Annotated in this window: 17 protein-coding genes; 8 read left to right on the forward strand and 9 right to left on the reverse strand. The window is 58.6% G+C overall.

The window, feature by feature from the left end:
• The first annotated feature begins 170 nt into the window (after window positions 1-170).
• Complete coding sequence (locus ETAA8_RS00875; RefSeq protein WP_145083509.1) at window positions 171-464, forward strand: hypothetical protein; 294 nt, start codon at window positions 171-173, stop codon at window positions 462-464.
• A gap of 548 nt (window positions 465-1012) precedes the next feature.
• Window positions 1013-1966: an alpha/beta hydrolase gene (locus ETAA8_RS00880; protein ID WP_145083512.1), complete on the forward strand. Its 954-nt coding sequence runs from the start codon at window positions 1013-1015 to the stop codon at window positions 1964-1966.
• Window positions 1967-1980: 14 nt separating this feature from the next.
• On the opposite strand, the gene ETAA8_RS00885 is transcribed toward ETAA8_RS00880, so the two are convergent.
• On the reverse strand, window positions 1981-3318 hold the full coding sequence (locus tag ETAA8_RS00885; protein ID WP_145083515.1) for a hypothetical protein: 1338 nt from the start codon (window positions 3316-3318) through the stop codon (window positions 1981-1983).
• 202 nt (window positions 3319-3520) lie between these two features.
• Between ETAA8_RS00885 and ETAA8_RS00890 the strand changes: the two genes are divergently transcribed.
• The gene (locus ETAA8_RS00890; protein ID WP_145083518.1) at window positions 3521-5395 is read left to right on the forward strand and encodes a heavy metal translocating P-type ATPase; all 1875 of its coding nucleotides are present in this window, start codon (window positions 3521-3523) and stop codon (window positions 5393-5395) included.
• A gap of 30 nt (window positions 5396-5425) precedes the next feature.
• On the opposite strand, the gene ETAA8_RS00895 is transcribed toward ETAA8_RS00890, so the two are convergent.
• Window positions 5426-6328 carry a DUF1559 domain-containing protein gene (locus ETAA8_RS00895; RefSeq protein ID WP_145083521.1) on the reverse strand — a complete coding sequence of 301 codons (903 nt, stop codon included), beginning with the start codon at window positions 6326-6328 and terminating at the stop codon, window positions 5426-5428.
• A 232-nt stretch (window positions 6329-6560) separates the two neighbouring features.
• Between ETAA8_RS00895 and ETAA8_RS00900 the strand changes: the two genes are divergently transcribed.
• A complete protein-coding gene (locus tag ETAA8_RS00900) occupies window positions 6561-7127 on the forward strand; it encodes a hypothetical protein (RefSeq protein ID WP_145083524.1) in 567 nt (188 codons plus the stop codon).
• 557 nt (window positions 7128-7684) lie between these two features.
• Window positions 7685-8614, forward strand: a complete 930-nt coding sequence (locus ETAA8_RS00905) for a hypothetical protein (RefSeq protein WP_145083527.1) — start codon at window positions 7685-7687, stop codon at window positions 8612-8614.
• Window positions 8615-8756: 142 nt separating this feature from the next.
• Here the strand turns inward: ETAA8_RS00905 and ETAA8_RS00910 are convergent, their stop codons facing one another.
• Window positions 8757-9881: a DUF6268 family outer membrane beta-barrel protein gene (locus tag ETAA8_RS00910; RefSeq protein WP_145083530.1), complete on the reverse strand. Its 1125-nt coding sequence runs from the start codon at window positions 9879-9881 to the stop codon at window positions 8757-8759.
• A 271-nt stretch (window positions 9882-10152) separates the two neighbouring features.
• Here ETAA8_RS00910 and ETAA8_RS00915 point away from each other — a divergent pair, with 271 nt between their 5' ends.
• Complete coding sequence (locus ETAA8_RS00915; protein WP_202921483.1) at window positions 10153-11076, forward strand: calcium-binding protein; 924 nt, start codon at window positions 10153-10155, stop codon at window positions 11074-11076.
• Window positions 11077-11197: 121 nt separating this feature from the next.
• On the forward strand, window positions 11198-13174 hold the full coding sequence (locus ETAA8_RS00920) for an MBL fold metallo-hydrolase (protein WP_202921484.1): 1977 nt from the start codon (window positions 11198-11200) through the stop codon (window positions 13172-13174).
• 40 nt (window positions 13175-13214) lie between these two features.
• Here the strand turns inward: ETAA8_RS00920 and ETAA8_RS00925 are convergent, their stop codons facing one another.
• Entirely contained in the window at window positions 13215-14690 is a 1476-nt protein-coding gene (locus tag ETAA8_RS00925) for a M81 family metallopeptidase (RefSeq protein WP_145083540.1), read from the reverse strand.
• Window positions 14691-14858: 168 nt separating this feature from the next.
• Here ETAA8_RS00925 and ETAA8_RS00930 point away from each other — a divergent pair, with 168 nt between their 5' ends.
• Window positions 14859-18074 carry a c-type cytochrome gene (locus tag ETAA8_RS00930; RefSeq protein ID WP_145083543.1) on the forward strand — a complete coding sequence of 1072 codons (3216 nt, stop codon included), beginning with the start codon at window positions 14859-14861 and terminating at the stop codon, window positions 18072-18074.
• A gap of 132 nt (window positions 18075-18206) precedes the next feature.
• Here the strand turns inward: ETAA8_RS00930 and ETAA8_RS00935 are convergent, their stop codons facing one another.
• The 5 genes from ETAA8_RS00935 to ETAA8_RS00955 form a co-directional block, all read right to left on the reverse strand.
• The gene (locus ETAA8_RS00935; protein ID WP_145083546.1) at window positions 18207-18899 is read right to left on the reverse strand and encodes a HEPN domain-containing protein; all 693 of its coding nucleotides are present in this window, start codon (window positions 18897-18899) and stop codon (window positions 18207-18209) included.
• A gap of 3 nt (window positions 18900-18902) precedes the next feature.
• Window positions 18903-19787 (reverse strand): DUF262 domain-containing protein, encoded by an 885-nt coding sequence (locus ETAA8_RS00940; protein ID WP_145083549.1) that lies wholly within the window; start codon window positions 19785-19787, stop codon window positions 18903-18905.
• Window positions 19787-20059: a DUF262 domain-containing protein gene (locus ETAA8_RS00945; protein WP_145083552.1), complete on the reverse strand. Its 273-nt coding sequence runs from the start codon at window positions 20057-20059 to the stop codon at window positions 19787-19789. The genes ETAA8_RS00940 and ETAA8_RS00945 overlap by 1 nt, the downstream gene beginning before the upstream one ends.
• 328 nt (window positions 20060-20387) lie before the next feature.
• A complete protein-coding gene (locus ETAA8_RS00950) occupies window positions 20388-21740 on the reverse strand; it encodes a DUF1552 domain-containing protein (RefSeq protein WP_145083555.1) in 1353 nt (450 codons plus the stop codon).
• 25 nt (window positions 21741-21765) lie between these two features.
• Window positions 21766-24402 (reverse strand): DUF1592 domain-containing protein, encoded by a 2637-nt coding sequence (locus ETAA8_RS00955; protein WP_145083557.1) that lies wholly within the window; start codon window positions 24400-24402, stop codon window positions 21766-21768.
• Between the last annotated feature and the right edge of the window lie 115 nt (window positions 24403-24517).

Genomic DNA, 24517 nt, shown 5'->3' on the forward strand with positions numbered 1-24517 from the left:
TAGACGCACCTGAACCTAAATTGCTACCTACGTCCTGACTGCCCTTGGCTTGGGTACAAGACACAGCCGGCCTTCCGGCATTTTCTGCTTTTCAAGCAGCCTGGTGTCGACTAGAATCCGGGGGCATAAACCCTTCCTAAGAAGTATTTGATGGCTACCCGGTCGCTGCCATGAACACCAGTTGCTCATCGATTCGCCTGGTGGCCGCGCTGGCAATCTTGCTGCTGCCGGTGGCCTATGTTGAGTGCTACGTGATTCTGGTGCATCCCGGGCGCGCCTCGCACGGCACCGATTTTCGAATCATTTCGAACTATGCCAGCGACAGTGACTGGGACGACTACGTCTTCTGGCCATTGGAACAGGTGCACCGCAGACTGTTGCCCGCGCAGTGGGACGGCGTAGAACCGAGCAAGTACGTTCGCCCCCCCAACTTGCCCCTCAAGCGTGGCAAAGCATCGCCCTAGTGCTTAGCCGGGGAACGCGCCAACCAACATGCTTGGGGAGTGCGAAAAAAAGAAAGCCCTGGCAGCGGTCGCGGGTGCAACGCACTGCCAGGGATTTTGGACTGATCTTCCGAATCGCTGCGGGTGTGAGCGTCGCCACAGGTCACCCGGGCGGCATCCGGCTGAAGATCGGGCCAGCGCCACCCATGATGCGCGTCCCCCCGTTGGTAGTCAATTATCTCCAGCGAATTGGCAGAAAAAGGCCAGCAGTGCGAGTTTATTTGCCACGAATCAGGCCCCGCTGAAATCAAGAGTTTTTCGCTGTGATGCCAGTCATGCTAGTCCATCAGCCAAGCCGCTAGCAGCAGTTTTTTTCTGCCCTACGTGCACAGTAGCGAAAAAAGTAATGTCAAATAGGCGAAATGCGAGATAATCACTACAGTGGGGAGCAGCCTCCCTGCCTGGGACAGGCTCGCCCGCAAAGTCTTCCCAGCTTGATGGTCTACCCTGATTTACTATCCCACCAAAACGGGTAAAATCCGTTCGAGGCTGACCCCTCTCCAGGTCAGATGGCCGAAAACGTTCGACTGAAATCCACTTTCTCATCTCCCCTGAAGTGGAAGTTGGTCATCCTTCCTGCCGTTCACCCCGCCCAAACGCACATCATGCTTCTAGCCCCGCTAGCCAACCTGCTGATTTTGCGCCCCAGTCGTCACGTGATCCCGACTCCCGACAAGGAGCGACGGTTGATTCCGTTTCGAGGGGGGCACTTAGAGATTTTCGTCACGCGCACGGGCGACCCCGACGTCGATCCGCAATACTTCACGCTGGCCTTTCCCGGAACCGAAGGTCGAGCCGAGAAGTACCCGACCGATCCGCTCGATCAGTGGAGCGACATCCCCGGCGAAATCTGGACGGTGAACCCGCCCGGTTACGGTAAGAGCACCGGCTGGGCGAAGTTGTCGAAGCTGGCCAAAGCAGCCGATACGGTCTATCGGGCTTTCGAACGGGAGGCGAGCGGGCGACCGATGCTCCTCTCGGCCTTCAGCATGGGAACGTTGTCCGCCTTGCACCTGGCCGCGAATCAGTCCGTGAATGGACTGATCTTGCGAAATGCCCTGCCGCTCAAGTCGGTGATTATGGAACACCACGGCTGGAAGGGTCTCTGGCTGGGAACCTACTTTCTGACGTGGGAAGTGCCACGCGCCTTGGATGCCCTAAGGAATGCCCGCCGCTGCAACGTGCCGGCGGTCTTCCTGGTCTCAGGCAAGGATGAAGTCGTCTATCCGCACTTGCAACAGCGCGTCATCGATCGCTACTCGGGACCGAAGCAAGTTCTGCAATTGCCGCGGGCCGGGCACAACACCGGGCTGACGAAGCGCGAGCGCGAGACCTATGGCCAGCTATTGCAATGGCTGAGGATGCGAGTGTTGCCACCTTATGCGTGCGCACTGAACGACCGCTCGGCATATGTGCCGCAAGCGATACCGCAGGATTGCGAAAACGGCGTGTGGGTCGCATAGCCGCTCTGACGCTTTTAGAGTGCCTCCGCGGCCTGTATTGTCGCGGCGAATGCGCCGAGCAACTCGCTGGCTTGCGCGGCAGTCAAAATGCAACGATCGTAGTGCAGGCCAATGTGCAGCTTGGCGGCATACGTCACGATTGAAAACGCCACTTGTGTGAAGGGCCTGAGCGGCGGAATCAGCTCGATCGCCGCGAGGGTAACATCACCGGCCTGCAAGTGGCCGGTTTCATCGCGCGGCAACGGCACCTGGCTGTAAGGATCGCCGAGATTCGTCAGGACTGTCGTGGCTCGACAGCGCTGGTCGTCAGTCATCGAGCCTAATCGCCCCAGGGAACGGAGCAGGCCGAGCATCAGCGGAAAGATGAGCCCCAGGCGATGCCGCTTGATGCGATTCATCTGCTGCTGAATGCTCGCCAGGAGTGGCGCGGGCTGCTGCAAGAGCGGGTCGCGACGATCGATAAAGACCATGCTCACGACATTCGCCGCGGTGAGCTTCGCTTCGCTGGCTAACCGCAGGTTCACAGGCACGCTGATGCGGAGCCAATCGCGTTGCGAGTTTTCGCCCTGCGACCGTTGCCAACGATCGAGCGTCAGAAGCAAGTCGCGAATGAGCAAATCATTGAGCGAAGTGCCCAGTTTTTTGGCGCGCTGCCGGAGTGCTGCGGTTTCCTCCGGCGCAAGCGTGTGCGTTAACCAACCGGGCGAATAACTCTGCCCTGCTTCGCCCTGCACCGGCAAAGCCGAAGTGAGTGGCGCGGCACGATGCAGATTGAAGCGAATTGTGTTCGGCAAACCGAGGAGCAACCGCGGCACGCGCGCCAGCAGACCGAGCGAGGAAAACCAAAACTCACCGCGGCCCGGCAGCCGGTGAACATCGCGCGGCGCGGGCCTGCTCGTGGCGTCACTGGCAATTAAGGCATGGTAGTGCTGCAGCCAATCGCTGACAAAGCCAAACAGCCCCAGGCCATCGACGGCAGCATGATGTGCACAAAGCACCAGGTCGACTTGCTCGCCCTGCGCGCTGGCCAAAACTTGCAGCGCTGCCTGGTGATCCAAATCGAGAGCGGCAGTTGTGACCTCTGTGAGAGGTTCTGTCGACCAACTCAGCGGCAAGGCCGAACCTGCCGGGAGTTCGCGCCACTGCGGCCGCGCGGGGTTGGTGCGATCGAGTCGCGCAGCCAGCAGCGGATGCATGGCCAGCGTTTCGCGCAGCGACGTTTCCAGGGCCGTTCGATTCACCTGACCGCGCAACCGCAGTCGACACCAGATGTGCATCGGGTACGCCGGCCGATCGTCGAGCACCATGTATTCTTCAAACGGCGCGAGTCGGTGCGAGAGGGGTGCGGCCACTGGGCAAGTTCTCTTCCTCGAAAGCTCAAATATTCACGGCGACGGAACCGGCAACGACTATAACGCAAACCCGCCCGTCCTGCGCACTTTTCACTCTGACGCGAGGCTGGCACCGCAGCTACAACTAGGATTCTTCGCCAGTTTCTGGCCGCAAGAGAATCCACCAAGCCGACCATCGGCTCGAACAAAAGCGTGAAGCAACATGGCTGGTGAGCTGCAGAGTCGTCGAGCTTGGATCTTTGAACATCACGATGCTCTCGTGGCCGCCGTGGCGATCGCCGGACTGGTGACGCACGTGATGATGGCCTATGGACTGCGCACCAGTGAGTTCGCCGCGAACGTGCCACTCTGGGCGGCGCTAGTGCTGGGCGGCATCCCCGTGCTATTGGAACTTGCCTACAACGCCAGCCAGGGAAAGTTTGGTGCCGATTGGCTGGCAGGCATTTCGATCATTACCGCAATCCTGCTTGGGCAATATCTGGCCGGGGTGCTAGTGGTGCTGATGCTCTCGGGGGGCGAGGCCATCGAAGCATATGCCCTGGCCTCAGCCTCTTCAGTGTTATCTGCCTTGGCCAAGCGCGTGCCGCTCGTGGCCCATCGCCGCAGCGACGGGCAGCTGAACGACATTCCGTTGGATCAGGTGAACGTGGGAGATGTTCTCACGCTCTTTCCGCACGACATTTGTCCCGTCGATGGCGAAGTGATCGAAGGGCACGGCTCGATGGACGAGTCGTTCTTGACCGGCGAACCGTACAACATGTCGAAGGCGCCGGGCTCGCTGGTGATCTCGGGTGCGCTCAATGGCAACGTGGTCCTAATCATTCGCGCCACCAAGCGCGCGATCGATTCGCGCTATGCTCAAATCATGAAGGTGATGGAACAAGGCGAACAATATCGCCCGCGCATGCGCCGCCTGGGGGATCAACTGGGCGCGTGGTACACGCCCCTGGCCTTGGTGATTGCCGGCATCGCCTGGGCCATCAGTGGCGAAGCCACACGCTTCCTGGCGGTGCTGGTGGTGGCGACTCCCTGCCCGCTGCTGATTGCCATTCCCGTGGCGATCATCGGTGCGATCTCGCTCGCTGCCCGGCACGGTATCATCGTGAAGAAGCCGACGGTTCTGGAACAAATCGGCGGTTGCCGGACAATCATCTTCGATAAAACGGGCACGCTCACCTATGGCCGCCCGAGCCTGACCGAGCAACTAGCGCCGGCCGGCGTGCAGGTTCGCGACATGCTTCAACTGGCGGCCAGCTTAGAGCGTTACTCAAAGCATCCGCTGTCGCAGGCGATTGTCGATCAGGCCGAGCGCGAAGGAATCGCCCTGCTCGATGCCAGCGAAATCCAAGAGCCTCCCGGCCAAGGGGTGCGCGGCAAGGTGCATGGGCGCGAAGTTCAAATCACCGGCCGCAATAAGCTGGCCGTCAGCAATCCCACCGCTGCCCGCGATTTGCCCCCGGTCGACGCTGGCCTCGAATGTATTCTGCTCGTCGATGGCAACTACGCCGCCACCTATCGTTTTCGCGATGAGCCGCGGCTCGATGGGCGGTCGTTCATCCACCACTTGGGTCCGCAGCATCACATCGACCGCGTGATGATCGTCTCGGGCGATCGCGAGTCGGAAGTGAAATACCTGGCGGCCCGCGTCGGCATCACCGATGTTCGCGCCGAGCAAAGCCCGGAGCAGAAGGTCGAGATCGTCCGCGCAGAAACAGCCCGCGCGCCGACCATTTTCGTGGGCGACGGCATCAACGACGCTCCCGCGCTGCAGATTGCCACGGTTGGCATCGCCTTCGGTCAGGCCAGCGACATCACCAGCGAAGCGGCCGGCGCGGTCATCATGGACAGCTCGCTCAAGCGGGTCGACATGCTGCTGCACATTGGTCATCGCATGCGCAGCATCGCCCTGCAGAGCGCCGTGGGTGGCATCGTTCTCAGCTTGGGGGGCATGCTCCTCGCCGCCAGCGGGCACTTGTCGCCGGTGGCCGGGGCGGTGCTGCAAGAAGTGATCGACGTCGTCGCGGTCCTTAACGCGGCCCGCGTCGCATGGTCGACGCAGCCGCTGAACGACTACTAGCAGCAGGAACGACGAGCCAAGCCAATGCGCTTACTGCACCGCGTTGGCATCGTCGCGGCCAGCAGCCCATTTGACGACGCTCTTATCGCCGGTCTCATAGAAGAATCGCACGGAGCCATCGCAGTAGGCAAAAAAGGCTCCCCCAGGATGACGGCTGCTGAAGGCTTGCGGCGCGGGGCCGTTCACGTTGGCGCTCACGTCGTCGACCGACCACATGACGTCGCTGGTCCACACCGACGAAGCCATTTCGCCCGGCAGTGTGCGCATGCCGGTCATGCCCGCCCACAGGGCTGCTCGCTTGCCGGTCTTCTCGTCCAGAATGCACTCGCCAATCGCCAGCGTGTTCGAGGTGCCGTCGGTCACGCGGGCCAGCGGCGTGCGACTGTTTTGATACATCACGCCGCCATAGTCATAGTCGATATAGAACCGCATCATGTCGACCGGACCAGCCACGCAGCGATAGTTCGATGTGCCGTGAAACAACCGGGCCGGATTCTTGGCCGGCGAAGGATCGGACGGGCAGCGATAAAGGTTCAGCTGCAACTCGGTGTGGGTGGTGGGAAGTGCCGGAATCGCTCCGTCGCCGAACGTGGGCGTTTGATTGCGGGCCGCTTCGAACAAGCTCTTGTGCTCGATATAAGGCAAAATCGCACTACCCCAGCCCCAGCCGGGGTCAGTCCCGCTGGCCTCATAGGCCGAAGGGAAATAGCCGTAGCACCCTTCGTGATTGTGCAGACCAATCACAAGTTGGCGCAGGTGATTCTCGCACTGGGCTCGCCGGCCCGCTTCGCGCGCCGACTGCACCGCGGGCAACAGCAGCGCCACCAGCACACCGATGATGGCAATGGTCACCAGCAACTCAATCAGCGTGAACGCCGGTCGAACAGAGCGACGACGACGCGCAGCATCCTCTCTTCGACAAAGTTCGGCCATGACGGCAGCCCCCGGTGGTGAGCGATTCCACAGTCATGCCTCCCGCTTTCGCGAACCGCCCCCCTGAGAAGTTATCGAGCCCCCCAGCCACCGTCAACCAGAATCGCTGGTTTCTCGCGGGCGTTTTGAGGCATTGGGGAGCACGTCCGGCCAAATTTGACGCTCCCCCTCAAGCAAGGTATTGTGAGGGATCCTCTCGATTCGCACCCCAGACGCTGGCCCACCATTCCTCATGCAAGCCTATACCAAGTTCGAGCAGCAGGTCGTGGCGATCCTGACGAACAAAAAATACACCGGCAATATCAAGTTCACACTGTTGAACCGCAAAGTCGAACCGTCGATGTTTCAAGACGTCGCCGCCGCCATCAAGCAGAATCGCATTCAGGTCCGCTGGGTCGATAAGAACTCCAAAGTCCCAGGCGACGGCCTGTACGACGCCGCCCGCAACACGTTCTATATCCGCGATACCACGTCCGATATTGGCGATCTCTACTCGCTCATCGTCCACGAGTCGGTTCACGCCTATTCCGATCTCGTCAAAACACCGCGCGACACGTTGCCCGAAGAATTCATCGCCTATGTTGCGGGGAGCGTTTGCCTGCACAACCTGGGCAAAGCGAAAGACCCTGTCATTTATGACCTGGCCATGCTCGGCCTCGGCAGCAAGCTCAAGTATCACAAAAAGAAGCAAGACCTGATCAACGGTGTCTCGACCTATATCGCCACGCTCAAAGACAGCAGCGGGCACAACGTCTACAACCTCAAGGCCCAGTACCAGTTCGACGGCGTCCCCAAATAGTAGGCCACCCGCTCGAGTAATGGGGCTACACGGCTTGAGTGGCTGCGGTTCTACCCCGGGGCTTTCCTTGGTCTTCAGAGGTAAGGCTCCTCGTCAAGCGTGTAGGACAATCAAGTTTTCTTCTGAGGGGCCTCGATTCTGCAGCATTCGTGGCCTGTGCTAGTGACTCTCTTTTGACCGCGTTGGTCAGCAAACGATCCGTAAACCGACGAGCGGCGTGTCGTGGTTCGCCCTGTCGATTGCGTGTCGTAAATGGGCCATGCGCTGCCAAAGTGCTGGCACAAGGCCAGTGCGCCCTGAGCGATACGCTCGCAATTCAACGCAATTGTCCGGCGGAAGCCAAGCTTCATTCGGCCAACCTCAGGACTGTTTAAGGGGCGCAATCTTTATCGTCACTACGGCATAGGGTTCGCATGCTGCGGGTACAACCCAACCCGGACGGCGGCAGAGTTGGCTTCCTTTGATCATCACACAAAAGACGTCCACAGAGCCGGGTTCTTTCGACGGGATAGTTATCTCGTCAGCCCGGCTGAATAAACGCGTTGGAGTACCTGGAAATGTTTCGAGTTCATGGATTGAATCTGGCCTTGTCTGCCACCTTGCTTGCCGGTGGCTTGTTCGCCACCGACACCGCTCAAGCTGGGAGACGGCATCAGCGGGGCTGCGCTTCAGCCTGCAACGAAGGTTGCGCGACTGCCGAGTGTGCTGTCGACGCATCCGCGCCACAGCCGGAGACTGTCACGAGAACGATCATGGTCCCGCAGACCACTTATGAGACCATGACGGTGCCGGTCACGGTCTACAAGCCGGTGACCAAAACCAAGATGGTCACGGTCTATCGCATGGTCCCGCAGACTCGCGAGGTCAAGCGAATGATGACTGAGTACGTCAATGTGCCCCAGACCCGCACCGAGACGTATGTCTCGGTCACGCCCACTTGGAAAGAAGTGCAGAAGGACGTAACCGTCATGGTGCCGACCACCGAATCGCGAGAAGCGGTTCGCAGGGTCTGCAAGCCGGTAATGTCTACCGAGACTCGCACCGTTAGTCGCGATCAGGGTGCCTACGAAACTCGCACGCACACCGACTGCTGCGGCTGCATACGCACCTGCAAGGTCTGGGTGCCGAATGTTGTGCAGGAAGAAGTCGAAGTCCCCGTCTGCAGGCATCAGGTTTCGGAAGAGGCCTACACCTATAACGTCACCGTTTGCAAACCAGAAACTCAAACCAAGACCTTCAAGGTTTGTGAAATGGTCCGCGAAGACAAAACTCGAGAAGTGCAATTTGTCGAAACCCAGGCCAAGCAAGTTGAAAAGACCTTCACCGAGTCGTTCTACGAGCGCGTGGCCGAAGAGAAAGAAGTGAGCTACGTCGAGCGCGAAGCGGTCACGGAACAGCGCGAAGTTCAAGTCGCCAAGTGCGTCATGGTGCCGAAAGAAGTGACCTACACCCACTCTCCCCATGGTAGCTGCCGTAGCTGTCGATAAGCGTCTGCCGTCCGGTGGACTAAACCAGAGAGCCAGATAGCGAGGACCAGGCTGCAATCGCTGCCGCCTGGTCCTCGCTTGTTTCTTGGCAACTGCAGCGGACTCCGACCGTCAATGAGGTTCCCGACCGGGAGCGCTTGGATCAGCGAGACCAGCTGAAGAGCAGGCTAACGGCGGGGCCTGGTTCGATGTCTAGGACATCGTGCCGCGCGTCGGAGAAGGACTCGGCTTGAAAGATGCGCCGGTCGAACAAATAGGCTGCCGCAAGATCGAGCTTGAAGCCAAACGCCAATTCTCGCTCCAGGCCAATTCCCACCCGTTGATCGAACAGGTAGAGCCGGTCTTGGGTGTTCACTCGTTCGGAAAGCCAATACGTTTCGTTCACGATCTGATAGCTGGCATACAAATTCCAATAGTCTCCCAGCCTTTGACTCCCTCGCAGCGCAACATTCGTCAGTGGCAGATAGCTGGCGGTGAAGGTGAATGTCTCGGTGGGTTGATAGCGCAGCGAAAACGGGATGCCGATATTCGCGGTGAACTGATCGCTGGGCCGCCAGACGTAGGCCACCCCCGGAATGGGAAACGGCAACTGTGACGTCGGTGAATAAAACAGACTGAAGCTCCAAGCATCGCGCTCGCCGCTCGGAACGTTGAGAAACCCGAGCGTCGTCAGGGTCATGTCGCGAATACCGGCAAAGGGCCGATCGCTGGCAGAACCAACGTTGAACATGAAGCCGGCGCGCCAGCCGTTGTCGAACTCACGGCTGTGCAACGTGCCGATGCTAAGTTTCCAGAGATCGGCCGGCAGAGGCGTTCCCGAGTCGGGCAGTATCGCGTTGCCGCCAATTTCCAAATGCTCTAGGTTCGTCATGGCCAGCCAGATCGAGCGGCCCGTCGGCTCGATATAAAGCGGAAAAGCCAGGCTGGCCTGCAACCCGGTAAACGACAATTCGCTTCCCTGCCCCCGCACGTTCTGCGAGGGAACCCACAGCGCGCCCAACCTTAGTGGAGAACGGTCCTGGCCAGGTGGTCCGGCCGTTTCGCGGGGCTGAAATTCTGCGGGGTAAGTTCCCTCGCGCGGGGCAAACAGCAGAGCTTCTTCATCGACAAATAGAGGGTCTACCTCTGGCCACTGTTCGATTAACTGCGGAGAGGTCTGAGTTGGCCAGGCAATCTCGTCTTGGCACCGCGCATCGGCAACCATCCCCAGCAGCAGCCAGATCATGACCAATCCATTGGTTCCGCCCAGGCCGCGCCAGCAATGCATGCAACACCGACTCCGTTCGCTGTTTCCAAAAGCCAGCGCAGTATAGAAGGTAGTCAAGAGCGCTAATAGGCCATTTGAAAGAGCGCAAGTCGCATCGCACCATATGCTTATGAATAATCGTTCCGGCGATTAAATGGTCGATGGGGGCTCTTTTTCGAGCCGCAAGTTCGGAATCTCGAAAATTCTTGCCAGACCGTGTCGGGTTCTGACCATTGCCGTTGAGTTTCAAGTTGTAACGCCAACTTTCAACTCCCTGCCAAGGACCCAAACGATGAAGACCGCCACGACCCGCTGCCAACTGAAATGCGAAAAGCTCGAACAACGCGACCTGATGGCTGGCATCAGCATGAGCAACGGGATTGTCACCATCAGCGGCACCAACACCCGCGATATTGCCGTTGTCTCGCAGAACGGCAGCACCATCAACGTCAGCCTGGCGGGTGGCCACTCGCAGTTGAAGGCCTTCCCCGCCTCGCAGGTTCGGCAGGTGGTCTTCAATGCTTATGGTGGCAACGACGAATTCTACAACGACACGAAGGTCCCCTCGGTCGCTTGGGGCGGTGACGGAAATGACTTTCTTCGCGGTGGCGACGGGGTCGACTTTTTGTACGGCGACAACGGCAACGATCGCGTGCTCGGACTCGGCGGCAACGATCAACTGTTCGGCTGGTATGGGAACGACCTGCTCGAAGGTGGCAACGGCGACGATATTCTTCGCGGCGAACAAGGGGACGACGATATGTGGGGACATGCCGGCAACGACCAGTTGTTCGGCGACATCGGCAACGACACGCTCCAAGGTGGCACTGGAAACGACTTTCTCGCTGGCTGGTATGGCGACGACCGCATCATTGGCGATGACGGTGACGATCACATCCGCGGCGAATTTGGCAACGACAAGCTCTGGGGCAATAACGGCAACGACCACATCTATGGCCACGATGGCAACGATGAATTGTGGGGCGGAGCCGGCAACGACATGCTGGCTGGTATGAACGGTGCCGACGTCTTAAACGGAGAAGACGGCAACGACTACATGGACGGCGGCGGCTTGGACGGTGCCCAAGACAAACTCAGTGGCGGCCGTGGCTACGACCTCTACGTCATCGAGACTTACCTCAGCGGTGGCACACGGAAGCGGCGCGATACGTTGATCGGTCTGGAAGCTGTCGATGGCGTCTCGGAAGTTCGCTAGAGCTTTACGGGCACTCAAGTTGCCAGTGTGGCTGCTGCCGATTCCAACAGCAATTTTCTCAGCGGAGCGTTATGATTGCGACTCAGCAACCGTGCGACGAATCTCCGCTGAGGAAAACATCATGCGTCACCTGGCTCGTTGGTCATCCCGGGCAATCGCCTGTGCCTGTGTCTTGGCGACTTCGCTGCTCGCCTCCGCTCAAGAGCCGGCCACTCCCACCAAGGGAAGCTTTCGCCAGCCCGATGCGAAGGGGCATCCCGACCTGTTCGTCTGGACCGACACCTGCAACGTGTATGTGCTGAAACAGGGCGATTCTGCGCTCCTGATCGATTTAGGCAGCGGGAGTGTGTTGAAACACCTGGGCGAGATCGGGGTGAAGAAGGTCGAGTGGATTCTCTTCACCCATCATCATCGCGAGCAATGCCAGGGGATCGAACTTGTCGATCGCACCAAAACGAAAATTGCCGCACCAAAGTTGGAACAAGACCTGTTCGAGAAGCCGACCGAGTTTCGTAAGTGGCATCCCACGCTGGGCGATGCTTACACCGTTTATGGTGCCAGCTATGCCAGGCCACCACGCCGCGCCATACCGCTCGATAAAGCGCTCGAGCCCGGCGAGAAGTTTGCTTGGCGCGGGATCGAACTCGCCTGCCTCAGCACTCCCGGCCATTCGCCGGGGAGCATGACTTATATCCTGCAGAGCAATGACAAGTCGCTCGCCTTCAGTGGCGACGTCATGCACGACGGTGCGAAGCTAACAACCTGGTTCGATACCGAATGGGATTACGGTTTTGCGAAAGGAATCGACACCCTGATTGCGTCGGTCGAAGGACTTCAAGCCACGCCACTCGATCTGGCCCTCACTTCGCATGGACCGACCATTGAGAAACCACAGAAGCAGTTGGCAACGTATCTAGGCAAATTAAAAACGTTCCGGCAAAGTTATATCCGCGGCTATCCGGTCTTCGAAATCAAGCCGCCCGAGTCCGATCCCATCTCCAAACCGACCGCAGTGCCGCTCATCAATCAAGTGACACCGCATCTCTATAAGTTGAGTCACAAACTGCCGGGAAAGAACTTCGCGATCATTATTTCCGACAAAGGACGCGGTCTGATTCTCGATGCCGGGCTGTTTCCAGAAGCACAGCTCGACGAGATCGTCGTCGGCCTGCGCGAGCACATGGGACTCAAGCAAATCGACGCCTTCTGGATTTCGCACATGCACGGCGATCACTTCCTGCTCGGGCCAACGCTCAAGCGAAAGTACGGCGCGCAGGCGTGGACTCTCGATCGAATTGCCGACCGCTGCGAGCACCCGCGGCGCTACGATTACTCCGCACTGGTTTCAGCTTATAAGGATGGCTTTGATGGCATGAAGATCGACAAGCCCTTTCGCGATGGCGAATCGGTCGAGTGGGAAGGTTACAAGATTCAAGTCGATTGGATGCCCGGCCAAACGGAATTCGGCTGCTGTCTGTGGCTCGATATCGACGGCAAGCGGATCGCCTTCACCGGCGACAATCTGTTTGGCAACTCGGCCGACAAAAAGCAAAACGGCCACGAGGCGGTCGTCGCCCGCAACAGCGCGATTTTCGAAGAAGGGTACATTCTGGGAAGTCGCTACTTGAAAAACCTCAAGCCCGACATCGTGATGGGAAGCCATTCGTATGTCATGCCCGAGCCTGCTGACTTTCTCGCCCGCTATCACGACTGGTCGCTGCAGATTCGCGACCTGTATCGCGAACTGTTGCCCGATCGGGACTACGAATATTTGTTCGATCCTTACTGGGTTTCGGCCTATCCCTATCGCGTCGACTTCAGCGCGGCCGAAACGCAAACCGTGGCCATCACCGTCCGAAACTTCCGCGACAAGCCGCAGCAACACCACATCGAATTGAAGTTGCCGGCCGGCATCACTGCTGAACCCGCGACGCTCTCAGGTACCGTCGCGGCGGAGAGCCGGCAAACCTATCCGGTGAAGCTGACCGTCAATCGCGCGGCAGTCCCCGCTGGCCTGCAGATCGTCCCATTCGATATTACGCTCGATGGCCGGCACTATGGTGAACTGTTCGACTTCATCTTGCGCACCAAGGAATAACCGTGGGACAGGCATCCTGCCTGTCATCTGCTTCTCCCTCTTACTTCAACTCCACGGGAAACAGCGGCCGACGCTTGCGATACGTGAGGGTGCCGAACTGATGACTATGGAGCGCCGGGGCATCGACCAGGTGAATCGAACCAGCGATCTGCTCGAACCCGCTGCGAAAATGGGCCGCACTCTTCACGGCGATGTACTTCAGTTGGCTGCAGTCGATTCCCAGGGACCGAGCAAAGGCCGGATCGAGAGGCTGCTCGCGCTTCGAGACGACGACGACCGAAACTCCGCCGCAGCGGAGCCAGGCGCTCGGGCCCATGTTGCCCGTGAGCCCGGCGTACATCGGTCCGTCGTAGCGAAACGCGCCATCGGAGAGCGCCACAACTTCGACAGTCACTTCGAGGGGCGGTCCTTGCGACGGATGCGAACTGCCACCAAGTGGCAGCGTGAGTTGCGCGCCGACACCCGCCTGATGCGCTGCGGCGACCGCATTCAGGTCGACCAGGTACAGCAGTAATGCGTCGGGCAAATTCATGTCGATCATCGTCCGCAGCAACGCAGTGGAATCGCCGGGAGCGCCGCCGCCGGTGTTGTCGTTGTAATCGCCGAGCAGGATCGGATACTTCCCCAGCGCCTGGCCCGCAGCAATTCCGTCCCGCACACTTTGCGGCGCTTGATACCAGCGCGAGCGCTCGGCCCAGATCCAATCGCCCAGTTCCTTCGCAGCTTGCTGGGCCAGCGGTTCGTCTCCATCGGCGACCACGAAGACCGACGAGCATAACTGCGGCACGTCCGCCCAGGGAAAGCCGGTCGAAATACTAGCGGCGAGAATACCGGGGCGGCGTTCCAGTTCATGTAGCCGCGCGAGGACTTCATTCATCGGCGCGTGCCCGGTCACTTGTCGCTGGGAACTCCAAAACAGCGGCAACTGATGCAGCGCGGTAACGGGACGGACTTCGCCGCGAATCGTCCGGGCAATCAGTTCCCCCGCTTCGCGGCCGCGCTCCCCCATATCGACGTGCGGATAAGTGTCGTAGCCGATGCTCGCGTTCGCAGCCCGCATTCGCTCGGGCGTATGATTGCCGTGCAAGTCATACGTCACCACGATCGGCCGCTCGTTGCCAATCGCCGCGCGCACGGAAGTTACGAAATCCCCATCACCGTCGTCGAGCCCTTCCACCACCATCGCGCCGTGCAGATCGAGCAGCACGCCATCGAGTCGCTGCTGCTTGTCGGCGGCCAGGAGTCGTTCGAGGAACTCGCTCTTCAACTGTTCATAGTCGGCCCGCGCGATGACGCCGCTGGGATAGGCAAAGCCCCAGAGGAGCGGAATCGCTTCGAAGCCGGCCGACTTGGCAGCGTCGAAGAAGCCGCCGATGCACATGTTCGCGCCGCTGAAACGCTGGCGCACTTCTTCGCCGCGATACAGCCCAAAGCCTGCCGAGAAATCGGCGACCGTCGTCGGTTGGGGCAAGAACGTACTCGTCTCGTGCAAGACGCCACCCATCGCAATTCGCATCACGGGCTCCCTCAGCATGCGGGTACAACTGTTCGAAGTCTCGCCGATTGTAGCTGGTGGCAAGCACGAGAATTCGCGGGCAAATGTTTCACCCCACAGGTGCCACGCCAGCCCGCAGCAATTATCCTGTTAAGCTCCCCCGACCAGCCTTCCTTTCTGGAGTTGCCCATGAAGCGGCCCATCCTCAGTTCGCTCACGTTCGCTGCCGCCACGCTGTTCATCATCTCTTGCGCTCCCGCGCATGGTGCCGACACCACCGATGGCAAGCATTTCACGCAGAAGCCCGAACTGGCCGCTGCGGTGGGTCAGCCTGCGGTGGAACCAGCGCCGGCCGCGACTTCGGCCGTTCCCAAGAACTGGGTCAGCGAAGGGCCGGCACCCACTTGGATCTGGGGAGCGGATCCCAAGAAGAACTACGTCGCCCGCAAGACGTTCATGGGGGGCACGAAAGGGGCCCGCCTGAAGACCTCGTGCGATAACGTTGTCGCCATTCGGATCAATGGCCAACTCGTACTGCAGTCGAGCGAGTGGCAAACGGCCTCCGAAGCCGACGTGCAAAAGTTCATTAAGCCCGGCGAGAATGTTCTCGAAGCTGAGATCACCAACGAAGGGGGCAGTGCGGCCTTCGTGCTGAAGATGATGCTCACCGCCGCCGATGGCAAAACCAGCTACCTCGTCAGCGACGATTCGTGGGAAGTCGCCAATCTGCGCAATCCCAAGGATTGGGCCAAGCCAAAGGTCGTGGCCAAGTATGGCGACGCTCCGTGGGGCCAGGTGCTGACGGGCGGCGCAGTCGCCTCGAATACGCCGCGCGATACGTTCAACCTGTTGCCGGGCTTTCAGGTCGAACGCTTGTTCACCGTGCCGAAGGACAAGCTCGGCTCGTGGGTCTGCCTGGCCGTCGATGGCAAGGGTCGCTTGCTGGCCAGCGATCAAGGTGGCATCGGTCTCTGCCGCATCACGCCCCCGAAAATCGGTAGTACTGAAGAAACCAAGGTCGAACTGCTCGATATCAAAATCGATGGCAAACAAGTCTCCGGCGCGCAAGGCCTGCTCTGGGCTTTTGACTCGCTCTATATCTGCTGCAACGGTGGTCCCGGCAGCGGACTGTATCGCGCTCGCGATACCAATGGCGATGATCAGTTCGACGAATGCGTCAAGCTGAAGGACTTGCGTGGCGGCGGCGAACATGGCCCGCACGCGCTCCGGCTTTCGCCCGACGGCAAGTCGATCTATGTCGACTGCGGCAACCATACGCAGCCTCCTTTCGATCGCAAGTTGAATGCGCCGGTGCAAACGATGGGTGGCGTGCGTGCCGAGCAGTTGCATGCCGAATTGCCGGCGGGGATGACCAGCCGGATCGCGCCGAACTGGGACGAAGACTTGTTACTCCCTCGCCAATGGGACGGCAATGGTCACGCGACGGGAATTCTGGCTCCGGGTGGCTGGATCGCGAAGACCGATCCGGATGGCAAGACCTGGGAAATGATTTCCATTGGCTATCGCAATCAATACGACTTTGCTTTGAACGGCGACGGCGAAATTTTTGTCTACGACGCCGACATGGAATGGGACATGGGTTCACCCTGGTATCGCCCCACGCGCGTGGTGCATGCCACGAGCGGCAGCGAATTTGGCTGGCGCAGCGGCACCGGCAAATGGCCTCCCTACTACGTCGACAGCTTGCCGCAACTGGTCGATATCGGCCCGGGTTCGCCAGTGGGTGTTGAGTTCGGCTACGGCACGAAGTTCCCCGCGAAGTACCAGAAGGCGCTGTTCATTTGCGACTGGACCTTCGCGACGATGTACGCCATTCACATGGAACCGAGTGGTGCGAGCTATAAGGCCGTGAAAGAAGAATTCGTCTCGCGCACGCCGCTGCCGCTGACCGATGTGGTGGTGGGAGCTGATGGGGCACTCTATTTTTCGATCGGTGGCCGCGGTGCTCAGAGTGAATTATTCCGCGTGACGTATGTCGGTAAGGAATCGACCGCGCCAGCCGAACGCAAAGATGCCAAAGATGCCGACCTGCGTGCGCTGCGGCGCGAGATTGAAACGTATCACGTGGCCGATCATGCTGCCCCGGCGAAAGCAGCGGCCTTTCTCGTTCCTCATTTGGCGCACAGCGATCGGCACATTCGTTATGCGGCGCGCGTGGCGCTGGAGCGCTTGCCCGTCGCCACCTGGCAAGATCAGGTGCTTGGTTCGACCGATATCGAAACGGTGATTACCGGCGTCGTTGGCCTGGCTCGTCAGGCTGATGCCCCGCTGCAGTCCAAGCTGCTCGCCGCGCTGGAAAAGCTGAATTACTCGTCGCTGACCGAGAATCAACAACTCGAATTGCTACGGGCCTATCAGCTTGTCTTCCTCCGCTTGGGTCTGCCGGCCGATGCTGACAAAATCAAGCTCGGCAGCAAGTTCGACTCGCTCTTTCCGACCGCGTCGAACAGCCACAATCAAGAACTGGCGATTCTGATGGTCGGTCTCAGTTCGCCCCAAGCGGCCAGCAAGATCGTGCCGATGTTGACCAAGGAACGAGTTGCCACGCAGACCGTTGCGGAACAACTGCTGGCCCGCAATCGTGGCTACGGCGGCAATATCGCGACCATGCTCGCTAATCAGCCTGACTTGCAGCAGTATCAATTCGCTTTCACGCTTCGCAACCTGAAGTCGGGCTGGACTATCGATCAGCGGAAGACGTACTTCGGTTGGTTCGAGAAGGCCCGCACCTGGAGCGGCGGCAATAGCTACCAGAAGTTCCTCACCAACATTAACAACGATGCGTTTGCCAACTCGACCGACATCGAACGGCTGGCGATCGAATCGGCAGGAATTCGTAAGCCTTACGTCGCTCCGGAATTGCCGAAGCCCAAAGGTCCAGGCCGCGAGTACACCGTGGCCGATGTGGTGAACCTCGCGACCGACAAACTCAAGGGGCGCGACTTCAAGAACGGACAAAAGATGTTCGCCGCCGCCCGCTGCATTGTCTGCCATCGTTACAGTGGCGACGGCGGTGCCACCGGCCCCGACCTGACGCAACTCGCCGGGCGGTTCAACCTGAAGGATCTCACCGATTCCATTGTCGAGCCCAGCAAAGTCATCTCCGATCAGTACAAGGCAACCGTCGTGCTGACGGACGACGGCAAGATTCGGACGGGCCGTGTGGTGAACGATACGGCGGAAGAATTAACGATGGTGATCGATCCGGAAAATGCCGCGAAGATCGAGGTCATCAAAAAATCGGGCATCGAAGAAAGCAAGCCCTCGGCCGTTTCGCTGATGCCCAAGGACCTGCTCAAGCAGTTGAACGAAAACGAAGTTCTCGACCTGATGGCCTACCTACTCTCGCGCGGCAACCCGCGAGACGCGATGTTTCAGAAGTAGGGCGGGCTGAATGTAGGAGATTGGTTAGCCCGCGTTTGCGGGCTAACCAAATCTTTCGACAGCAAGCATTGAAATGCAATTCGGCAAGGTCACAATACCGGCCCGCGGTGGCGCTTCCGAACAATGCACTTGCTAAAGAGCGGCCAGATATATCTGGACATCTTGATCAATTGTCTCGGCAAGAGTTTGTAGAAATTTTGCGCCGGCCGCTAAGTCAGCCCGGCCGATAGCGAGTGCATTTGCTGAGTGTGCAACTCGATGGCGTCTTTGCACAATTTCTTCAAGTTTATCAACAAGAAAGCTTGCCGCTTCCGGTTGGGCCCATTTTAAGTCAAATGTTGGCCGAAGGTAAGCGAACGGATCTGGGATCCCCAATCCTTTGAGCAATCTCTTTACTGTGGCAGGACTCGGATTACTTTTTGTTTGACTTAAAGCAGCTGGATCAACCAACCCGCTCGAAATCTTGCTTACCGCTGCATCAATATCTGGCAGTCTTTGTTCCTTTGTAGTTGTCTGGCCATGTCGAGGGCCGTACATAGCAAGTTCTAGCGATTCATACACAGATGCTGTTTGCAGCTTCTTGGGCAAAGTATTCAACAGTTTTGCCGGCGGACCAAGCAAAGGATACACTAATTCCGCAATGCCACTACTCAAATATCCTTCGAATGCAGCAACCATCAACACTGCCGCCCCTCCTCTCAATCCACGTGCGCGCGCTTCATCTGCAGGTGGAGCAGGGTCTGGTAGCACAGCCTCGATCTGCATTAATTCGTTGGCTAGTGCCAAGGAGGCTCTGAAGTTGGTTAGTGCTGCGGTGTCGGGCATACTCTATTTTCCAAGAGCCTCTTTTAGCAGTGTTTCAACTGCGCTTACACGGTATTTCAAGTAGCTCGGTGTGTTTGTGGCAGCATCGACTGACTTTCGAAACTCATCGCTATCGAAAAGCTTCTTAAATTCAGCAATTATTGTCGACTTTGCCGCGTTTAGATCTTTCTTGCGGAATGACCGCATGGCGAGCATTTCCGCGTCAAACAGCGACGCAAGGACTTGCTTTCGCCATGCGCTACGATCGGTTTGCCATCGCTGGAATGCATTTGGACCAAAAACCTTCGATACCGCCTCAAGTGTATCTAGGAATTCCTTTTCTAGACTCTTTAGCTCAGTTTCAGTTGGCGCAGGCTTAATCGCCATGAACCTGTCCATTTGTCGCATGACTCCGCCTGTAAAAGTATTCCATTTTGTTCGGAAGGCGAAATATCGCAGAACCAATTCAGCGTCGCGCATTTCTTGATGCATACGCGATTTGTGTTTCGCCTTAATTCCAAGTGCTGCGTGAAACCGTGGATCTTCTGAAAGCTTCAAGATCAGGTCATTTAACGGTCCAGGGTAGGTGCTATTGCGAATTTCCTGGGCGTTCAGTTTAACTCCGCCAGTATTCAGCCGTTTAAAGACCTCGAATTTCACATCACTATCGGATTGTCGTAGTATAATGACGGCGCGAATAGTGGGGGGTACTCTAAGAACCGTCTTCAATTCTTCTGGTAGTTCATCAAATGTCTTGCCGTTAATGTCCGAAAATACTTCGAGGCCAGAAAGTCGCAGTTTGTCAAGAAACAGGGATGATATAGCCTGAAGTCGCTGCTTTCCGTCGATCACACTATATTTGCCGTATTCATCTTCGTTCAGAAAAATCGGGGGCACTGGGACGTTCATCAAAAAAATGATTCTATCAATTTTGATTGTCGCTTATCGTCCCACCGAAATCGCCGTTGATACTTTGGCGAGAGATCGATTGTCTTGAGCCGCACCAAGTCCGAAAGTGTTCCCAGATTGTAGTCGACAACACTAGTGATTACCTCTCGCTGCTTTTGCTCCCAAAAATTGACGGGATCGCCGTCTTGCATTGCGCTCTCGAGAAGGTTGTCATCTTCATCTGGGATCTCGATGTCGTCCTCAACATCCGCGTGTGAAGTTTTCTTGCCCATTGACTGTCCTCGTTTGAGCTTATCAGCATCGAACATCCCACAAAGTGGGCTTTAGGCCAAATAGTGTAGCAGTAAAGGCAAAGGAGGGCATTTGCCAGCAAGCGGTAAAAACCCGATGTTCCAGAAGAAGGGCCGCGTGATGCAAGTCGCTGCTAGTTAGTTCGGGGGGCGTCCATTTATCGCCCCAATTGTTGGACACCAACTGCAGAATTCCTCGGGAACGGCGCGAGTTCGTGTCCAAATAGGGGCTCGAAGTTGGACAAGTTGGTGGAGTTTTGATTCACGCGCACGAAGTTACGTTTGGGACTGCGAGTGACCAGCAGGTGGACTACACCAGTTCACTAATGAGTCCGTCGGCTTCGCCACCTTGAAAATTCTTCGGCGCGGGAACTTGCATCCGGTCGAACATGGTGGCCCAGAGGTTGCCGAGTCGCACGTCGTCTTTGACGATGTGCCCTTGGTGTTTGATGCCCAGCTTGGCCCCACCGGCGAGCATGGTGGGGAGGTGGTGATTGTGATGGGCGTTGATCGCACCGCCGCTGCTGCCGTAGGCGACTAGCGTGTGATCGAGCAGCGAGCCGTCCCCTTCTTTGATCCCCTTCAGCTTGCTCAGGAAGTACGACCATTCTTCCATGTACCAAATGTCGGCCTGCGTGAACCACTTGAGCTTGTCGGGGTCTTCGCCGTGGTGGGTCATCTCGTGGTAGTTGTAGGGATTGCCCATGTCGCGGTACGAGCCGGTGCCATCTTGCCCATCCATGCGTGCCAGGTAGGAGACGACGCGGGTGCTGTCGGTTTGTAGTGCGAGGGCGATGGTATCGAACATCAGCCGTTGATAGCGGCGATACTCGAGGCCGGCCTTGTCGGGGTCGAGGCCTTGTTCTTTGCCGAAGTCGAGCGAGGCGACATTGGGCTTGGGGCGGCGGAGCCACTCTTTCTCGTCCTGCATGCGGCGTTCGAGGTCGCGAATGCCGGTGAGGTATTCTTCGAGCTTATGTTGATCGTCGCTACCGAGCGTGGTGCTCAGGCGGCGCGCCTCTTCGCGCAGCGAATCGAGCACGCTGGTGCGGCGAATGAACTCGGCTTCGCGCTGGGCAATGGTATCGGCCGTGTCGGGGCGGAAGAGTTGATCGAAGAGAATGTGCGGCCGGTTCTCGCACGGCAGCGGTGTGCCCGCTGAGGTCCAGGAGAGCGTTTGATCTTGATTGCCGCCGAAGCCGGTGCCGCGGCGAATGCCGAGGATGAGCGAAGGAAAGCGCGTCTCGCGCCCGACAGCTTCAGCCAGTTCCTGATCGCACGAGACGCGGAACTTGGCACCGGCGCTGCGGGTGTTGGTGCCGGTGAGAAACGTGCGATCGCCCGTGTGGCCGCCCGAATGCGTGAGCTTGAGCCCCGAGATGACGGTGAAGTCCTGCTTGTGAGCCGCCAGCGGTTTAAGGATGGGGGTCAGTTCGTAATCGCGTCCCGTTTGGGCGGGAGTGAAGTCGCGGCCATTGATACCCAGGCCAAAGAAGCAAAATACCGAGCGCTTCGGCCGTTCGTTCTCGGCGATGGTGCCGGCGTGCGTGAGCGAACTGGAGGTGCGGCTCATGATATCGAGCCACGGGAGTGCCAGCGTGATGCCGGCACCTTGCAGGAAAGTGCGGCGCGGCAGCGACGGTCGCTGAAGTTTGATATGCACGGGAAATACTCCAGGGAGTGTCGGATTATTTGGTGAGGAAGGGCTCGCTGCGGACAATCTCTTGCAGCAGCCGATGAATGCGGTAGTCGTCTTGTTTGAGCGCGGCCGTCAGTGAATCAACCACTTCGTGATCGGTATAACCGACCGGCCGCCCCAGGGCATAGGTCAACATCTTCACGGTGAAGGCGCGGGCAAAGCGATCTTGTTGTTGCAGCAAGATTGCCTTGTATTCTTCGAGTGTTGTAAATTTGGCTCCACTGACCAGTTCACCGCTGACATCCAAGAGCGGAGCATCGCGCCCGCGAAAGCCTTCGCCGTTGAAGCGCTCGCGCCACTTGCCGATTGCGTCGTAGTTCTCGAGCGCCAGGCCATAAGGATCGAGCTTGGCATGGCACGAAGCGCAGACGGCATCGGTCCGGTGCAAGTCGAGCCGTTGGCGGACGGTCAAATTCTTGCCGGCGGTGTTGGGTTGAATCTCACCCGCATTCGGCGGTGGGCTGTTGGGCGGGTCGTTGAACAACTCGCGCAGCACCCACGAACCGCGCCGCATGGGGAGCGTGCGGGTGCCATCGGCCAGATAGGTCATCAGCCCCGCCATGCCGAGCACGCCGCCGCGGTGATGCTCGGGCTTGATCGCTACACGACGGAACTCGGAACCGGCGACGTCGTCAATGCCGTAGTGCCTGGCGAGTCGGTCGTTGATTACCAGAAAGTCGCTGTCGATGAAGTTGGTGATCGGCAGATTGTGGGCAAGAACCTCGGCAAAGAAGGCCAGTGGTTCCTGCTCGGCGGCCGACTTGAGCGGGCTGTCGTAATCTCGATATTCGGCTGCCGGCTGGACCGATCCATACTCGCGAACCGATAGCCATTGGCCGCCGAAGTTCCGCACGAACTGCTCTGCCTTCGGATCGGCCAGCAGCCGCTGCAATTGAGCCTGAACCACTGCTGGTTCGCGCAATTTGCCTTGGGCAGCTAACGCCAATAACGGCTCGTCGGGCATCGAACTCCAGACGAAGTAAGACAACCGCGAGGCCAGTTCGTAATCGTTCAAAGGGCGGCGCGTGGTTTCGCCAGCCGACGGTTCGTGAATGAACAGGAAACTGGGCGAGCAGAGGACGCGCTGCAGGCCCACGCGCATCGCTGCGGCGAAGGGCAACTTGCTGGTTGACTGAGCATCTTCGACCACGTCGACCACGGCTTCAACTTCCGCGGCTGTCACCGGCCGGCGATAAGCCCGAGGCAGAAAGCGAGTAAAGATCTCGCGGGCATACGCGGCATCTTGTCGCTCGTCCCCCGCAAAGAACAGTTGCTTGTGGCTGGCCGGGGGCCACTCTTTTTGCACGGGGCCGGTGATTTCGATCGACTCGAGCAGCAGGCGCGGCAGTTTGTCGATGTCCATTTCCGGGTTGTAGATGTTGGCCGGCCCGGTCCAGGCATTCAGTTTTTGTTCGAGTTCGCTGCGCTGTTGCTTGAGTTCATCGAGTTCGCTCTGCGGCGCGCGACGAGCGGCTGCCTGTTCGGTTTTGCCGCGCAGGCCGGTCCATTGCGACACCAGCTTCATGTAGTTCGGCTCGCGAATGACCGCCTTATCGTTATGGTTCCAGAGCAAGCGAAAGACCTGCGGTCCCTTCACTTCGCCATTCACGGGCCCGCGCAAGAACAGCACGACCTCGGTTACTCCGGAGGGATCGACCGGCACTTCCTTCTCGACAAAGATGGGGGAATCGGTCGCGTAAAGCAGGCGAAATTTGTTCTGCTCGGTTCGGCCGCGGTTGTCCATCTTGGCGTTGATGCGAAACCGATAGTAGCCGTCCTGCGTTACCACTTTGCTGATGGCGAAATGCTCAATTGCGCCCCAGCCGTCGTATTCGCGCTTGTAGGTTGGGCCGCCCTGTATGATCTCGATGTGATCGGCATGTACGAAGCGATCCTTGGCTCCGCGTGGAATAGTGTGCGCGAAGGCGGGAAAGACTTCGACCATCTCGGGCGGTGGTCGCTTGTGTTCGAACTCGAACCGGTTGACCAGACTGTTTTCTTTGGGGGGAGCAGTCACGATCGCCCGCGCGACGATCTTTTCGGCGACGCCTAGGCTGCGTTCGATTTGGGTCTGGTCGAAGAAGAGGGCTACGCCTAAGCGGTCGAAGCCTTCGGCCTGACCATCGCTGGGAAGGTCTTCGATGAGCGGGCGGACAATTTTATCGTCGAGCAACAGCAGGTCGCGCACGGTGTTGGCATATTCATCGCGATTGAGTCGCCGCAGCGGAATGCGCCCCCCCGCTTTCTTCGCCGCCAGGTCGACTTGCCGCAGTTGCTCGTTCACCCAAGTCACAAACGCGGCTGTTTCCTGCGCGCTGGGCTGCGGGCTCTCTTTGGGTGGCATTTCGCCGACGTTCACCCGGTCGATCAGTTCCTTCCAATGATCAGCCACCGAAGCAGCCGAAAAATCGGTCCCGATGAGATCGATCCGGTAGCCAGCCTTGGCCGCGGTGCCGTGACAGTTCAGGCAGTACTGCTTGATGAAAGGCTGAGCGACGTCGTCGTATCCCCGGGGCGCGGCGACGGCCTGTTTTGCTGAGGGTTGTTGGGCAGCGGCAATATCCACTGCAGCCAAACAGAGGCTTAGCCAGCAGCAGACGGACAATGCCCGGATCGAGAGAGGCATGGTAGACAGCTCGTTACAGGTGATAAAACCGCTCTGTCGCTCAATTTAGCTCACATGGGCCGGCTTTGATATCAAAAACCCATTGCTGGCGGCTTCCCGAAATGGCAAATGGATT

This window comes from Anatilimnocola aggregata (genome assembly GCF_007747655.1).
GTDB classification, from domain to species: domain Bacteria; phylum Planctomycetota; class Planctomycetia; order Pirellulales; family Pirellulaceae; genus Anatilimnocola; species Anatilimnocola aggregata.

Bases quoted from the DNA above. Each gene is read 5' to 3' on its own strand.
- ETAA8_RS00880 (WP_145083512.1), top strand. From the start codon at position 1,013: ATGGCCGAAAACGTTCGACTGAAATCCACTTTCTCATCTCCCCTGAAG.
- ETAA8_RS00875 (WP_145083509.1), top strand. From the start codon at position 171: ATGAACACCAGTTGCTCATCGATTCGCCTGGTGGCCGCGCTGGCAATC.
- ETAA8_RS00945 (WP_145083552.1), bottom strand. From the start codon at position 20,059: ATGGGCAAGAAAACTTCACACGCGGATGTTGAGGACGACATCGAGATC.
- ETAA8_RS00900 (WP_145083524.1), top strand. From the start codon at position 6,561: ATGCAAGCCTATACCAAGTTCGAGCAGCAGGTCGTGGCGATCCTGACG.
- ETAA8_RS00905 (WP_145083527.1), top strand. From the start codon at position 7,685: ATGTTTCGAGTTCATGGATTGAATCTGGCCTTGTCTGCCACCTTGCTT.
- ETAA8_RS00935 (WP_145083546.1), bottom strand. From the start codon at position 18,899: ATGCCCGACACCGCAGCACTAACCAACTTCAGAGCCTCCTTGGCACTA.
- ETAA8_RS00915 (WP_202921483.1), top strand. From the start codon at position 10,153: ATGAAGACCGCCACGACCCGCTGCCAACTGAAATGCGAAAAGCTCGAA.
- ETAA8_RS00910 (WP_145083530.1), bottom strand. From the start codon at position 9,881: ATGCATTGCTGGCGCGGCCTGGGCGGAACCAATGGATTGGTCATGATC.
- ETAA8_RS00920 (WP_202921484.1), top strand. From the start codon at position 11,198: ATGCGTCACCTGGCTCGTTGGTCATCCCGGGCAATCGCCTGTGCCTGT.
- ETAA8_RS00955 (WP_145083557.1), bottom strand. From the start codon at position 24,402: ATGCCTCTCTCGATCCGGGCATTGTCCGTCTGCTGCTGGCTAAGCCTC.
- ETAA8_RS00925 (WP_145083540.1), bottom strand. From the start codon at position 14,690: ATGCGAATTGCGATGGGTGGCGTCTTGCACGAGACGAGTACGTTCTTG.
- ETAA8_RS00940 (WP_145083549.1), bottom strand. From the start codon at position 19,787: ATGAACGTCCCAGTGCCCCCGATTTTTCTGAACGAAGATGAATACGGC.
- ETAA8_RS00890 (WP_145083518.1), top strand. From the start codon at position 3,521: ATGGCTGGTGAGCTGCAGAGTCGTCGAGCTTGGATCTTTGAACATCAC.
- ETAA8_RS00930 (WP_145083543.1), top strand. From the start codon at position 14,859: ATGAAGCGGCCCATCCTCAGTTCGCTCACGTTCGCTGCCGCCACGCTG.
- ETAA8_RS00895 (WP_145083521.1), bottom strand. From the start codon at position 6,328: ATGGCCGAACTTTGTCGAAGAGAGGATGCTGCGCGTCGTCGTCGCTCT.